This window comes from Methanobrevibacter sp. UBA412 (assembly GCA_002495685.1).
Taxonomy (GTDB): Archaea; Methanobacteriota; Methanobacteria; order Methanobacteriales; family Methanobacteriaceae; genus Methanobrevibacter_A; species Methanobrevibacter_A acididurans.
Genome location: DAGJ01000011.1, coordinates 55,262 through 70,298, shown reverse-complemented (window position 1 = coordinate 70,298; position 15,037 = coordinate 55,262). Strand labels below are relative to the sequence as shown.

The window sequence follows — 15,037 nt, the reverse complement described above, 5'->3', positions numbered from 1 at the left end:
AATTAAAAGAAATCGAAAAAACAAAAACATCAAGGTACAATTTCAATTGAAAAAAAATTAGAAAAAAAAGAAAGGGTTTCTACAAAACCATTTATTATAATGGTGAATATCATCCTGTAAATACTGATAAGAATGGTATTGCTAGTGTGACTTTAACTGGTTTAAGTCTTGGATCTTATAATATTCGCTATGTTTATAATGGAAATAACCTATATGCAGGAAGTAGTGTTCTAATACTATTCTTGTAACTAATTTCATAGAAACTAAGTTAAGTATAAGTAATTATACTAATTTTTATGGTTTATGGTGTTAAAGGTAACCTAACAGGTAGACTCATAGATATTAATGGTAATCCCCTTGTTAATCAAAGTATAACATTAAATTTAACTCGTTTGAGTGATAATTTAAGTAAGGTTTACAATGTAAGTACTGATAGTAATGGTGATTATTATCTTGAAATCAATTTAAACACTGGAGAATACAGTGTAAGTGCATTTTACAATAATAAAACCATTGGAAATATTACTTACAATTCAAGTGGACCAGTAAATGCTAATATAAAAATTTATAATCAAACAAGTGAAATGGGTACTAATTTAACTGTAAATGATTATACTGGAATTGTAAATAAACCTGGAAACTTAACAGGTAGACTCCTAGACATTAACGGCAACCCAATTAGTGGTCAAATCATCCTTTTAGATATTCAAGGAGTTAATAATAACTTACGCTTAATAAATACTAGTATTACAAATAGTGATGGTTACTATAATTTAGGATTAAATTTACCAATTGGTGAGTACACTGTAAGTGCTACTTATAATGGAACTAGAGTAAATAACATTACTTACAATTCAAGTGGACCAGTAAATGCAAGTATAAAAATTTATAATCAAACTATTAACACCAATACTGTACTTAATGTTAATAATTTAACTGAAACTTATGGTCAAAGCTTAAATCTTACAGGAACACTCTTAGACTTGAATGGTAAACCAGTAATTGGTATGCATATAAGTTTGAATCTTACCAATCCAGTTAATGGTTTAAGTAAAATTTATCATGCCACTACTGATAATAAAGGTGAGTATCAATTAGAAATCAACCTCTATCCAGGAGAATACAGTGTAAGTGCCACATTTAATGGATTAAAAACAAACACTACAAATTACCTAGCAAGTGGACCTGTAAACAGTTCAATACTTGTAAATAAATTGGATACTGTTTTAAGTGCTGATAAATTCCAAGAGAAGTATGGTGCAGGTCAAAACTTCACAGGAAAATTAGTAAATAGTAAAGGAGAAGCAGTTATTGGACAACACATTAGCTTGAAACTCACACGTTTAAGTGACAAAGTAAGTAAATTCTACTATGCTACAACTGATACTAATGGTGAATACCAATTACCTATAAACTTATTTAAGGGCGAATACACAGCAGAATGCAGTTATACTGGAACAAACATTTACACATCTAGTAATGCTAGTAATAGTATAATTGTAACAGCCTAAATTTTTAACCCTTTTTTTCTTCTTTTTTTTATAGGATGATTTAGATTTTTTAATGTTTATAGACTAATTTTTTTTTTAGCTTAAAAAATTTTTTAATAAAAATAGTATAATGGGAATGTTTTAAATGTTTATTTTTTTAAAAAGAGTAATTATTTGTAATTTAAGAGATTTATTTTTTTTCTCTTAAATTACTTTAAGTTTTAAATTTTAATTTTTTATTCAAGGTGAGTTTTATGCCAGCAGTTTTCTGTCATTTCGAAGTCACCAGAATCTTTGTTCATGAAGGTTCTTTTTTCATCAATTAATGTTTGTAGATTACTTTGTGCTTCTTGATATTTTTTTTCATCATCTGTTTTAAGTAATGTTTTTCTTGCAATTTTAATTTCCTTATTGATTTCTTTTAAGTCTCTCATTTAATTCACGTCCATATTATTGAATATTTTTTTATATCAATTACCTAAATTAATATTTAATTATATATTTAGTGTTTTTAAATAAATAAAGTTTACTATTTATGTCTGTTTTATTCCACTTTTAATTTTTTTTTAAAAGTTGGAGGATTAAATATAAAATCTTATTAATTATAAAGCAAATATTAAATATTATAATTTAATATTATAATAAAAAAAATATATGATAATCCATTATGGGGGGTTTTATTATATGTTAAGGGTTAAGATTAAGGAAATTAATGGTGAATTTGATAGGGAATTTAATTTAAACACCACTACATCTGATTTTTATTATAAGAAGTTTCCTGATACTTATATTTCACCTAATTTTTCTTATAAATCTTTACTTGATGAATTAAATATTTCGGTTGATATTTTAAAACCCTATAATGATTGTGAGGATTATATATTTTTATATGCTTCTGATATTTGGTGTAAACTTAACTTATCTAATGATTTTATTGTTTCTAAACATTTTAAATTAATCTCCCATAAAATTGGAGCATCTAAGTATTTTACTTTTTTAACTAATGCTTTTAAAGAGGATTTGAAAACTAATCTTTTAATTAGTATTTATGAAGATGAAAACCTATTATTGGATTTTAAACAAGAAATCTTTTCATATAAAGGATTAATTTTTTTACTTAATGATATTTTAGAGGATAGAACAGTTAAGACTAAGTTGAAAGTTTTTGATGATTATAATTATGGAATTTTTTGGGTTAAAGATAAAAAAATTATTAAAATTAATAATAATGTATCAGGGTTTCTAAAAAAGCATAATTTAAAGAGTATAAATTTTAATAACCTAAATTTTAAAAACTTAACACATGCGGAATTCTTAAAAGTTTATAAACAATTAAGTACAGGAGAGATTAGTTCATATACTGATGAGATCCTATTTGAAGACAAAGCTAATAAGAATTATTTCTATTTCAAAGTATACTTAAACTCCCAAAGTGGTGATGAGGGACTTGTGAAATTTAGTTGTTTTAACATTACTAAAGTTCGAAGAGAAAAATTGAAGGCAGAATTTTATAAACAAGATTTAAATCTAGTTCAGAAATTATCTAAATTCTCCCTACGTTATGGTTCAATAAGTAATTTGAATGATTGGAGTCCTGCAATTTATGATATTTTAGAGGTTCCAGAAAATCAGAGAAAAAATATTAGTAGAGACACTATACTTTATAATCAATTAGGTAGTGCTGTGAAAAATGAGTTTGACCAGTTTATAAAGGATCCTGAATCATTTAATAGTTTTTATAGTAAAGATTTCTCTATTGTTTCATTTAAGGGTAATATGAAATTTTTAACTTATCATGCTGTATATTTAAAAGATTTCTATAATGAATCTGATTCAATTATTTCATCTATAGTTCAGGATATTACAGAATTACATAATTATGAATTAAAGTTAAAAAAGTCTAATAAGGAGTTAAGTCAAGTTTTAAAGGTTAAGGAAGACTTATTAAAAGAGGTTCATAATCGTGTTAAGAATAATTTACAAATAATTTTAAGTTTATTGAATTTAAATATGCGTTTTAATCAGAATAATCCTTTAGAAACCTTAAGTAATACTAAAAATTATATTAAAACTATCAGTTTAATGCATGAGAAGACTTATGAGTCTACTAGTTTAAATGGGGTTAATATTAAAAGTTATTTAACTGATTTAATAGATTTAAAAATAAAACCATTAAAAGATAATATTAATCTTAATTTAAGTATTAGTAATGTTGAATTATCTAATGATATAGTTATACCTTTTAGTTTAATTATAAGTATTATAATTGAGAAAATCTTCAAATACTCTAGTTCTAATGTTAAAGGGGAATTAACAGTTAAGTTAAAATTAAAAGAGGATAAGGTTAATTTTAAACTTAAATATGAGGATTATAGTTTAGATGATTTTAATGTTTTCCAAGATTTCACTGATCTTAGCTTTATACTTATACAAGCATTAGCAAATCAGATTAATGCTGATTTAGAATTAAATCCATTAAGTAATGGTTTAGAATTAAATTTGATTTTTAGTAAAAGTTGAGGTGTTAAATAGTATGTTTCCTCTTAGTTTAACCTATTTTGAGAAGGGTAATCCTGAATCATTTAAAATGATTAAAATAGATGAAGGTGTGAGTTTTTCTAATCCTCCTAAACATTTCTATCCTTTTAAAGATTTGAAGTTTAAAGAATTATATGCTTATTCTAATCAAATTATTGATATTTATAAACCTTTAAACTCTGATTGTGATGATTTCATTATAAATTATTTATCTTCTAAGGATTATCATAAAAAAGATGAAAAAAGGGATTTAAGTGAATATAATGGGTGCTTGTATTCAGAGTTCTTACCTGTTTATACTAGTTTAGGTGTTCTTAAATCTTTTAAAAAGGTTTATCAAAACAATATTACATTATATGCTAAGTTTATGATTCATGATTCTAATGATAATTTACTGTTTAGTTATGAAAGTAAAATTTTTAAATCTAAAGGTTTAATTTTTGTTTTAACAAATAATGTAACTGACTCAGAAGCATTAATTGAGGAGAATAAGAAAATATTCTATCAATATAATCCTGCAGTAGTGATAAGTAAAAATCAAGTTTTTATTAATAAAAATAAGAAATTCAAGGATTTAGAAAAAAAGTACTCAATATTTAATTTTGAGGATATGATTTTTAAAGACTTTACACATGAGGAATGGTTAAGTTTTTATGATGAAATACTTAAAATGGAAGTTTTATCCTATTCTGGAGAGGTTGAATTTAAATTAAATAATGGTTCTTCTGCTTATTTTTTTGTTTATATAAGTCCAGAGTATTATGAAAGTGAATCAGTTGTTAAGTTCTATTTTAGGGATATTACAAGTTTTAAATATGATAAGTTTAATTCTAAGATTTTTCAACAGAACTTATTAATTAGTGAGAAACTTAATAAGTTTGCATTATTACATGTGGATAATACTGGTTACTTTAATTGGGATAGGGAGATTTATGATATTTTAGAATTAAATAAAAGTGAAATACAGAATTATGATTCTGATTATAATTTTTTTAGGGATTTTTTAGATAGTGAAAGTAAAGATAAGTTTGATAAAATTGTTAATGGTGAAATTGATCATTTCTATAATAAGGTTTTAAAGATTACTAGTGCTAAAGGTAATATTAAATATTTAACTGTTTATAGTTTTGTGTCTGGTAATTTATATAATAATGGTTATAATAGGATTATTTTTTATGTTCAGGATATTACACGTTTAGTAAGTATTCAGGAGGAGTTAAAAAGTAATAATATGATGATTGAGTCTAATATTAATAGTGATGAGGTTTTACTTAAAGAGGTTCATCATCGTGTGAAGAATAATTTACAAATTATTCTTAGTCTTTTAAATATTGATTATAATTTTAATAAGGATAATCCTGAAACTACGATTTGGAATACTATTAATCGTATTAATAGTATGGCTTTTATTCATGATAAAACATATCAATCTAATAGTATGGATTATGTTAATGTTAGAGATTATATTGTTTCTGAGTCTTCACAAATTTTTTCCTTATATGGTGGTAGTAATATTAATTTACATACTGATATTGATAGTATGGAGTTGAATATGGATATTATTACTCCTTTAGGTTTGATGATTAATGAGTTGATTTTAAACACTATTAAGTATGCTTTCCCTTCTGGTGAGGGTGATTTGTGGATTAAACTTAAAAAGGCAGATGAGGGTTTGGTTTTAACTGTTTGTGATAATGGTGTGGGTTTGCCAAGTGATTTAAATATTAATACTACTAGTAGTTTAGGTATGACTATTTTGCAGAGTTTAACTAAGCAAATTGATGGTGAGTTAATTAACTTAAAACCCAGTAAAGGTACAGGGATTATGATTAAATTTCCAATTTAATATAGGTGCTATGTTAAAAACTTAGTTGATTTTTATTTTTTAAAATTTTTTTTAGATTTATATAAATATTAAGGAGGATAATAATATATTATGAAGTGTTCAAGATGCGGATTTGAAAATCCTGATGGATTAGATTATTGTAAACGTTGTGGTAAAAGTTTAAATAATCCTGTTAGTGATAATCGTAGAAATATTTCTAATAGTAAACATCCAAAGAATGTTTCAAATCCTGATGGAAAAAAGGATAATAGTATTTATTATATGGTTGGTGTTGGTTTAATTATTGTTTTATTGATTGGTGCTGCTGTTGCTTTATCATTTAATAATTCTGGTCCTAATTCTACTAATAATAGTACTAATAGTCCAAGTAAAGGTCTTGTTCCTTACACGAATCATGTTACAGGTTCAGGTGTAAGTCAGTCTGATAATAATGCTGAGGAGAATGTGACTAGTCCTGCAAATGATTCTAGTATTCAGGAGAATCTTAGTTCTATGGTTAATGATACTACTAATTCTAGTGTTGCTTCCATATTTAAGGAGGAGAATGATTCTAATTCTTTGAAGAATAATATTGTGCAAGGTGTGAATGATTCTATTGGTTCTAGTAATGTTAATGTTGATGATTTAGCTAGTATGGTTGAAAGTGCTCCATCTGGTTTTACTAATATTGATATTGGTGATGCTAATCTTAGTATTGATGATGCTACTTACTTATTAGCAAGTAATATTTTAGATCATTCTAGTACTAGTGATACTAGTAGTAATACTGAGGATTCTAATATGATTTCTAGTAGTGAGTATAGTAATCTTGCTAGTGAAGTTGTTAATTCTATTCAGGAAAATGGTAATGTTCCTAATAGTGTGGAGTTTGGTGATAATGGTGTTTCTTTAAGTCATGATGAGTATGTTAAATTATTTGCATATATTGTTTCTCATGGTTTTCCAAGTGAGGTTAATTTAAATAATATTTAAATGGTGGGGATTATTTTTTTTCATTTCCTTTACCCTTTTTAATATTCATAAAATTAAAACTTAACACAATTTAACTTATACTTAACAAGTGCAAGTATAAGTTTTTTTAATCTTATTCTTATTTTAATACATTGATGATGTTTATTTTAAAGCTTAAAACTTTTAAGTATATAGGAAACTTATATCATTTGATTAAAACGAGTGAAAGTACTATTCCTACGACCAGTTTTAACAAGATCATAAACCACTTCCATATCCTCATAAATCCATTTAAAATATCTTAAAAGAATAATATCCTTATTATCACTATACTTAGTTTCTAAATAATCAACTATACTAGTTAATTCTTCAAATTCTTCTTCAAAATATATTTCATCATCTTCCAATATAACATTATTAATATTAGTGAAAAAATTATCAAATAAATTTAAAGCTTTCTCAAACTTAAAATCCCGATTAGTACGGAAAATATAACGTTTAAGACTTAAAAAATTTCCATGAATCTGATTAAGAGAACTTGATAATTCAATAAATAAATCAATATCATCACTTATATCCTCATATTCTTCACTAATACGATCTATACTTCCAGTCATACGTAAATTATTATCATGAATAAGTTTATTATCCTTAAATAAATTATCCTCATTTTCATTTAGGATATGTATGATTAAATTTTTATTAAATTCAATTTTATTTGCAATTAGAATACTTAAATTATTTTTAGTTTCATTAGGTAATATGAACATTCCAACAAGGAAACTAATTAAGGCCCCAATTGCTGTTCCGAAAATACGATACATTGCTTGTGATACTAATAAATTTGAAGGTTGGATGAAAACCACCATCATCATAGCAAAAAATATTCCAATACTATAATTATTCTGCATATATGCATAGAAAAGACTCATAGTTAGCACAGCTAAAACTGGAATTAAATAGGATAAGTTAAAGTTTAAAAGTATTATTGCTATTAAGGTTGCAAGTGCACTACCTGCAAGTGTTGCAATTACTCTTTTTAATACAGTTATTTTTGTAAATTTTGCATCAGGTTTCATTGTAAAGAAACTACTAATGGTTGCTGCATACTGTATTATTCCTCCAGTTAATATATCAAAGATAAATGATAAATTAGTGGCGATTGCAAATCTTATACCATAGCGAACATTAATATTGTTTAAGGTTAAATTATCTTTTAAGTTTGTCCATGTGCTTTCTTCATCTTCAGGTAATGGTATATTTTCTTCTGTGTATGCACCAGTTAATCCTAAATTTATTTTTTGGAATGTTTTTAGGTAGGTGTGTATAGATTTTTTAACATTTAATGATTCTGGTTTAGTATCCTTTATTTGATTTATATCTTCTACGATTCGTCGTAAGTGTTTTAGGTTTAATATTAAACCTTTATCATTGTTTTTTATTATTGCTGTGCTTATTTGTGTTTGTAGTTTATCTACTTCTTTTATGAAATTTTTAAAGTATTCCTGGTTTTCCTTGCTTATATCATCTTTAACATATTGGAGGTTGAAACTGGATATCATTAGACTCATTGCTAGGTGTATGAGTGTGAATGTGTAGTCTGATTGGTCTGCTTTTAATATTATGGTACGGTTTTTTATGAATTTATCATATTTGATTTTAGGTGAGTATAGTTCAGCTAGGATTTTCCTTTTTGTAGGGTCATGTTTTAAGTATTTAATTATTAGTGTTGGACTGGTTTCTAGGAATATTGCAAATGATCCTATTGCTCCACAGTATAGGGCTAAGTGTAGTATGTGTAATGGGTGTGTTGTGCTTGTTATGTTTAGGACATTTGTGAGTACAATGTTTAAGCTTATGAAGTATGTGAACATTGTAAATAGTCCAACTGTCCGGTTTAAGCCTCCTTTTATGTTCATTATTATGAAGAAGATTAACCATATTATGAAAAATAGTATTGCGATGTAGGTGTTTAGGGTTGCGAATGTTGCTGTAAAGACTGCTAAGCCTCCGCAGATTATCATTTTTATTGCATGGTGTGTGAGTGTTTTTAAGGGGTATGGTGTGTTGACTAGTAAGCCCATTAGTATGCTTGTTATTATGAATAGGTATATGAGTTGGGGAAATAAGAGGTAACCTATTATGGAGGATAGGGTTAATCCTAGTAGCATATTAATCATTTTTGGCCAGTGGGGCCTTTTTTCTGATTTTATTAGTCTTTTTATCCGGTTTTTGTATGTTATTTTTTCCATTTTAATTATGTTTATTTATGTTTTTTATTGTTTTTATATAATTCTTAATCTTTTTGTGGTGGGGTTATCTTTATATACTAGAATTGTAATATATTTATTACATATGTAATATATTTTTTACAAATGTAAAATTTTCATTACATATACACATTCACAATTCACCCAAAAAAAAGGAAGTGTCAGAAAAAAATGACAAAATACATAATAGAAACCACCCAACTAACAAAAAAATATAAAAAAACCACCGTAGTAAACAACATAAACATGAAAATAGAAAAAGGAAAAATCTATGCATTACTCGGAAGAAACGGAGCAGGGAAAACCACAACAATGTGCATGCTCCTAAACTTAATAAAACCAACTAGTGGACAAATACACATATTTAACAAAAACACACAAAACCACCAAAAAGAAATCTACAAAAAAATAGGATCCATAATAGAAACACCAGGATTCTATGAAAACCTCACAGCAAAAGAAAACCTGAAAATATTTACAAAAATCAGAGGAGACTACAATGAAAAACAAATACAAAAAGTCCTAGAAATAGTAAACCTCAAAGAAGAAAATAAAAAATATAAACAATACTCACTAGGAATGAAACAAAGACTAGGAATAGCAGCAGCAATAATCCACAAACCAGAACTCCTAATCCTAGACGAACCAATAAACGGTTTAGACCCAGTAAGTATACGGGAAATACGGAAACTACTACAAAAATTAGTAAAAGAATACAATTTAACAATCCTCATAAGCAGCCACATACTAAATGAAATCGAACACCTAGCAGACGTAATCGGAGTAATGGATCATGGAGAATTAATACAAGAAATCACCCGTGAAGACCTACATGAAAAAACCAATAAAAAACTATTAATCGAAGTAGATAATAAAGACTTAGCTAAAAAAATTTTAACAAATAAAGGATTAACAGAAAATATAGACTACAAAATAAAAGATGAAATAGAATTATACAATCACTTCAATGATAGAAGCACCTTAAATAAAGAATTCATAAACAATGGAATAAATGTAAACCGATTATCCCTTGAAGAGGAAAACTTAGAAGAATACTTCACAAATTTAATAGGAGAAATATAAAAATGTTAACAAATTTTATTGAAATGGAATTTTTAAAACTAAAAAGAAGTAAAATATTTCTAGTAACCCTACTTGGATGTTTAGTTATACCATTTTTATTATCAGGAGAATTTCTATATGTGCAATCACAAGGTAATCAATTACTATTTGATTTATTCTTAAGCGAATCAAATCTTTATTTCTTAAGTATGTTTGGAGTAGTACTCTTTGCAGTAATAGCTAATCACCTATTTACACGTGAGTATAATGAACACACACTTAAATCAATATTAACTTTACCTGTTTCTAAAACTAAATATTTAACTGGTAAGTTTTCAATGTACCTACTATGGATATTAATATTATCAATCTTCACTTTCCTCTCAAGTTCATTATGTTTTATCCTACTTGGAGGAGATGGATTTACCTGGACAATATTCTTTAAAATGTTTAAAGAATTAATATTTGGAAGCATATTACTTTATCTTGCAATGTCACCATTAGTATTTTTAAGTATTCTAATGAAAAATTCAGTATTTATAATGATTGCAAGTGCAGGTATAGTGTTTGGAAACATGTTAGTATATGGTAAAGTTTTCGCACCATTATTCCCATGGATATCACCATTTATAATATCTGCAGGGAAATTAGGAGAATACACCTACGGAACCCTAACACCATCATTAATAATCCTAGCCACATTCATTATAGGAGTTTTTATTACCTGGTTATACACTTATAAAAGCGACGTACCATTATAAAAACTTTCCATTCTCTTTTTTTTTTATTGATTATATGATGGATGATCATTTTGAATATATTTTAAAATAATTACTAGTGCAAATAACATTAAAATTACTTGTATTAAGAAGCTTATATTTATCCCATAACAGTCTACATTTCCGTTTAAACTGAAAAAGGTTACTATTGCTACTAGTATGTTTGTTCCAAGTGCTCCTGTGATTTGTCTTAAACTGTTTAGGATTGCGGTTCCATGACTATAATCGGACCGTGGGAATGGATCTACTCCATAAGCTTGAAGTGGTGTTATAAGGAAACTTAAACCTATCATACGGAAACAGTAAACTATAGTGATTAAGACTAAATTACTGTTCAGGTTTAAAAAGACAAAAGGTAGTGTTCCTATTATAATAAAAACAAAACCAAGTAGACTACTTGTTCTTGCACCATAATCATCTTGGAATTGTCCAGCTTTAGGGTTTACAAGAGCATGTAAAATACTTCCAGGCAGTAAGATTAAACCTGAAGTTATAGCGCTTAATCCTCTTGCAGATTGAATATATAATGGTACAAGTAAGGTTCCACTCATCATTAAAATATAACTTAAACAAACAACAATAGTACTTGCAGCGAAAACATTACATTTAAATAATTCTAATTTTAATAAAGGAATACTTGCATGTAATTGTCTATGGGAGAATACAAGTAGGAATATTAATCCAATAATGATAGGAGGTAATGATAAAAGGTTTCCTAATCCAATATTTACTGCATTAGTTACACCATACATTATAAGAGTAAAACCTAAACCATACATAATTACAGATAAGAAATCCATTTTCACAGGATATTTCTCTTTAATATTCTTTAATTCCACACTACCTATAATGAATAATATAATAGCTATTACTGAGAGGATGCTGAATATTGCTCTCCAATCAAAGAAATCCACAATAAATCCACTAAATGTTGGTCCGAATGCTGGTCCTGCACCTACAACTAAACCCATATAACCAAAAGCTTTACCATGATCCTCTAATGGGAAATAATATAAAATAACAACTTGTGATAATGGATATAGGATTCCTGTTCCTGTTGCTTGTATTATGCGTGAAATTAAAAGTACATTGAAGTTAGGTGCAAAAAAAGCTAGAATACAACCAATAATGAATAATCCTAAAGCACCCATAAATACATGTTTAGTATTATGCCTGTTAATTATAAAAGCACTTACACAGGTAACTAAACCTAATATAACAATGTAGATTGTAGTTAACCATTGGCCTGTAGTAGCATTTATACTGAAATCACTCATAATATTAGGTAGTGCACTTGTAAGTAAACTTTGACCAAGTGAACCCATAAAACCAGCAGTTAATAATATAATAAGTACTAAATTTCGTCTGTTTTTAAAAAATTCCATAAAATATCTAATTAGAATATTTATTTTTAAATATTTTTAAAATTTTCCCCTCCCCAAAAAAAAATAGTATATTTAAAGTTTTAAAGATTTCTAAATATAATATTTATTAACTTTAAAAAACATAAATCAATATTAATTAAGAATTAAATTATTTTAACTATTTTTTTCGGAGATTATATAAGTGGTATTACAAGAATTATTAGCACCAGCAGGATCATATGATGTACTTGTTGTTGCAATTAATGCTGGAGCAGATGCAGTATATATTGCAGGACATAGGTATGGGGCAAGAGCATTTGCTCAAAACTTCACTAGTGAAGAATTAGAAAAAGCAGTACAATATGCACATTTAAATGGTGCAGCTGTACATGTAACAGTAAACACCTTGTTTAATTCAAGTGAAATCTTAGAAGTACTTAAATATGCTCAATTCTTATACCGTATCGGAGTAGATGCCTTAATCGTTCAAGACTTAGGATTAGTATACTTACTTAATAGGTTTATTCCTAATATGGAAATACATTCCTCAACACAAATGACCCTAAGAGATTATAATAGTATAAAATGGGCTAAAAATCAAGGAATGAATCGTGTAATATTACCAAGAGAAATGAGTGTAGAAGAAATAAGTCAAATTAGAGATAAATTAAAAACTGATAATATTGACTTAGACCTTGAAGTATTTGGTCATGGAAGCCTCTGTTACTGCATATCCGGGGATTGTTATATTTCCTCATTTATAAATGGTAGAAGTGCAAACAGAGGAGCATGCTCACAACCATGTAGAAGTGATTATAAATTAAAATATAATAATCATAGTGTGGCAAATGGATGTTTAATAAGTACTCATGATTTAGCAGTTTATAAGGATTTAAAATCAATATCAGATGCAGGAGTATATAGTGTAAAGATTGAGGGAAGACTTAAATCTGATGATTATGTAGCAACAGTAGTTCATACTTATAGAACCTTACTAGACCAATTAGATGATACAAATCCTGAAACCTTAAAACTTTTACAAAGAGACTTAGATTTAACCTTTAACCGGTACTATACTAATGGTTATATTCTTGATGATGAACCTCCAGAAGTAATGGGAAGAGAAAGTAGTTTCCATCAAGGATTATATCTTGGAGACATAATTAGTATTAACGGTGAAAGAGTAGATATTAAATTTGTTGACCCTAATCATCCAATTCTTATAAGTGGTGATGGTATAGGATTTAAACATAATAATCATATTCGTGGAATCTATTTAGATAAAATCGTAGAGCAAAATGATAAACATATCTTAATTGAAACCACTCGAGATATTAGAGTTGGATCTAAAGTTTATATAAGTTATAGTAAAGCATTACATGATAAGCAAAAACAGTATAAGAAAGAGGAAATAAAACCTCACATACCATTATCCCTAAGTATTAAGCGTAATAAAAAAAATAAGATGCTTATTAATGCTAGTTTTATAATTGAGAATAATTTAATAGATTTTGAATATATGAGTAAGAAAGCGTTTGAGAAATCTATTAACCGACCATTAACAACTGAGGCAATAGAAAATCAGATGAGTAAAACTGGAAACACTCCATTTATAGTGGATAATATCCTATTTGAAGATTTCCCAACAGACGTGTTCATGTCTATGAGTAGATTGAATAAGATACGAAGATCAGTCCTGGATATTGCATCTGATATTTTACTTGGATATTACTTGCCTGAAGAAGAAGAATCTGAGGATATACGGGTTAAAATTAAAGATTATACTCATGAACTTAAAAGTAAACAAGTCCCTGCTAAATCTAAGGATTATATTGGATTTAATATTTATGTTGATAATTTTAACTTATTAAAACTTGTTGCAAAACATTCATTCCAAAGAGTATACTTTGATCCTTCTTACTTATTTACAAATAGTACTGATTACTTTAATAAAATTGAGGGAATTCTTAGAAATGCTGCGGGAATCTGTTTTGATAAAGAATTAGTATGGGTATTATCTGCTTTCACTTCTGATGAAGATTTAGAAAAAGCAAATACAATAGTAAATAATTTAAGTAGGGAAAATATTCATATTAGTATAATGGGTGATTCACCATCCTTACCTTTAATTTTCAATACTAATGTGTATGGTGCTCATAATTTGAATGTTTGGAATAATTATACTGTTAAAACCTTAAATAATACTGGTTTTAAAGGTTTAACAATTAGTAGTGAATTGAATAAAGAGGAAATTAAGGATTTAATAGAAAATTCACAGGAAGAAGATATTCAATTAGAATTAATAGTTTATGGAAATCAGGAAATCATGGTTACAAAGGATGATTTCAGTGAATTAATCAACGAGAAGGATTATCATATAGAAGCTGGTGAGTATATGGTCTTACAGGATAAGAAACGTAATAAGGCTAAGTTTAAAATATTTTTAGATTATAATAAACAAAGTCATTTTTACAATGATGATTGCTTATCACTTATTGATGAAATCCAGGAGATTAAGGATATGGGTATTGATAATATCACCTTAGATTGTAGATTCACAACTCCTAAATTTGTATCTAGAATTATTTCTCTTTATGAGCAAAAATTAGGTAATCCTGAAGAAGAAATAGATTACTTTGATAGTATTGTGAATATGTCTAATTCTACTATTAATAAGGGGAATTATGTTAATGGTAGGGAAAATGAGAAAAGAAGAAAAAAATAGGGTTTAAATCTA

The 15,037-nt window shown here is 27.0% G+C and carries 10 protein-coding genes; 7 read left to right on the top strand and 3 right to left on the bottom strand.

What is annotated here, in order from left to right:
• Positions 1–296: 296 nt before the first annotated feature.
• On the top strand, positions 297–1,511 hold the full coding sequence (locus BP997_RS03430) for a carboxypeptidase-like regulatory domain-containing protein (protein WP_413828831.1): 1,215 nt from the start codon (positions 297–299) through the stop codon (positions 1,509–1,511).
• Between the two features lie 215 nt (positions 1,512–1,726).
• On the opposite strand, the gene BP997_RS03425 is transcribed toward BP997_RS03430, so the two are convergent.
• Positions 1,727–1,924 (bottom strand): hypothetical protein, encoded by a 198-nt coding sequence (locus BP997_RS03425; RefSeq protein WP_413825921.1) that lies wholly within the window; start codon positions 1,922–1,924, stop codon positions 1,727–1,729.
• A 250-nt stretch (positions 1,925–2,174) separates the two neighbouring features.
• Here BP997_RS03425 and BP997_RS03420 point away from each other — a divergent pair, with 250 nt between their 5' ends.
• The 3 genes from BP997_RS03420 to BP997_RS03410 all read left to right on the top strand — a co-directional run bounded on the left by BP997_RS03420 (position 2,175) and on the right by BP997_RS03410 (position 6,846).
• Positions 2,175–4,010: a sensor histidine kinase gene (locus BP997_RS03420; RefSeq protein WP_413828829.1), complete on the top strand. Its 1,836-nt coding sequence runs from the start codon at positions 2,175–2,177 to the stop codon at positions 4,008–4,010.
• 13 nt (positions 4,011–4,023) lie between these two features.
• A complete protein-coding gene (locus BP997_RS03415) occupies positions 4,024–5,874 on the top strand; it encodes a histidine kinase dimerization/phosphoacceptor domain -containing protein (protein ID WP_413825916.1) in 1,851 nt (616 codons plus the stop codon).
• A gap of 90 nt (positions 5,875–5,964) precedes the next feature.
• Entirely contained in the window at positions 5,965–6,846 is an 882-nt protein-coding gene (locus BP997_RS03410) for a hypothetical protein (RefSeq protein ID WP_413825914.1), read from the top strand.
• A gap of 179 nt (positions 6,847–7,025) precedes the next feature.
• Here the strand turns inward: BP997_RS03410 and BP997_RS03405 are convergent, their stop codons facing one another.
• Positions 7,026–9,005: an FUSC family protein gene (locus BP997_RS03405; protein WP_413827545.1), complete on the bottom strand. Its 1,980-nt coding sequence runs from the start codon at positions 9,003–9,005 to the stop codon at positions 7,026–7,028.
• Positions 9,006–9,266: 261 nt separating this feature from the next.
• On the opposite strand from BP997_RS03405, the gene BP997_RS03400 reads away from it, so the two are divergent.
• Both BP997_RS03400 and BP997_RS03395 read left to right on the top strand, forming a co-directional pair.
• On the top strand, positions 9,267–10,178 hold the full coding sequence (locus tag BP997_RS03400; protein ID WP_413827543.1) for an ABC transporter ATP-binding protein: 912 nt from the start codon (positions 9,267–9,269) through the stop codon (positions 10,176–10,178).
• 2 nt (positions 10,179–10,180) lie between these two features.
• A complete protein-coding gene (locus BP997_RS03395; protein ID WP_413825907.1) occupies positions 10,181–10,918 on the top strand; it encodes an ABC transporter permease in 738 nt (245 codons plus the stop codon).
• Positions 10,919–10,941: 23 nt separating this feature from the next.
• Here the strand turns inward: BP997_RS03395 and BP997_RS03390 are convergent, their stop codons facing one another.
• Complete coding sequence (locus tag BP997_RS03390) at positions 10,942–12,321, bottom strand: DHA2 family efflux MFS transporter permease subunit (RefSeq protein ID WP_413828827.1); 1,380 nt, start codon at positions 12,319–12,321, stop codon at positions 10,942–10,944.
• 181 nt (positions 12,322–12,502) lie between these two features.
• On the opposite strand from BP997_RS03390, the gene BP997_RS03385 reads away from it, so the two are divergent.
• On the top strand, positions 12,503–15,025 hold the full coding sequence (locus BP997_RS03385) for a U32 family peptidase (protein WP_413825903.1): 2,523 nt from the start codon (positions 12,503–12,505) through the stop codon (positions 15,023–15,025).
• The last annotated feature ends 12 nt before the right edge of the window (positions 15,026–15,037 follow it).

Bases quoted from the DNA above. Each gene is read 5' to 3' on its own strand.
- BP997_RS03430 (WP_413828831.1), top strand. From the start codon at position 297: ATGGTTTATGGTGTTAAAGGTAACCTAACAGGTAGACTCATAGATATT.
- BP997_RS03425 (WP_413825921.1), bottom strand. From the start codon at position 1,924: ATGAGAGACTTAAAAGAAATCAATAAGGAAATTAAAATTGCAAGAAAA.
- BP997_RS03420 (WP_413828829.1), top strand. From the start codon at position 2,175: ATGTTAAGGGTTAAGATTAAGGAAATTAATGGTGAATTTGATAGGGAA.
- BP997_RS03415 (WP_413825916.1), top strand. From the start codon at position 4,024: ATGTTTCCTCTTAGTTTAACCTATTTTGAGAAGGGTAATCCTGAATCA.
- BP997_RS03410 (WP_413825914.1), top strand. From the start codon at position 5,965: ATGAAGTGTTCAAGATGCGGATTTGAAAATCCTGATGGATTAGATTAT.
- BP997_RS03405 (WP_413827545.1), bottom strand. From the start codon at position 9,005: ATGATTAATATGCTACTAGGATTAACCCTATCCTCCATAATAGGTTAC.
- BP997_RS03400 (WP_413827543.1), top strand. From the start codon at position 9,267: ATGACAAAATACATAATAGAAACCACCCAACTAACAAAAAAATATAAA.
- BP997_RS03395 (WP_413825907.1), top strand. From the start codon at position 10,181: ATGTTAACAAATTTTATTGAAATGGAATTTTTAAAACTAAAAAGAAGT.
- BP997_RS03390 (WP_413828827.1), bottom strand. From the start codon at position 12,321: ATGGAATTTTTTAAAAACAGACGAAATTTAGTACTTATTATATTATTA.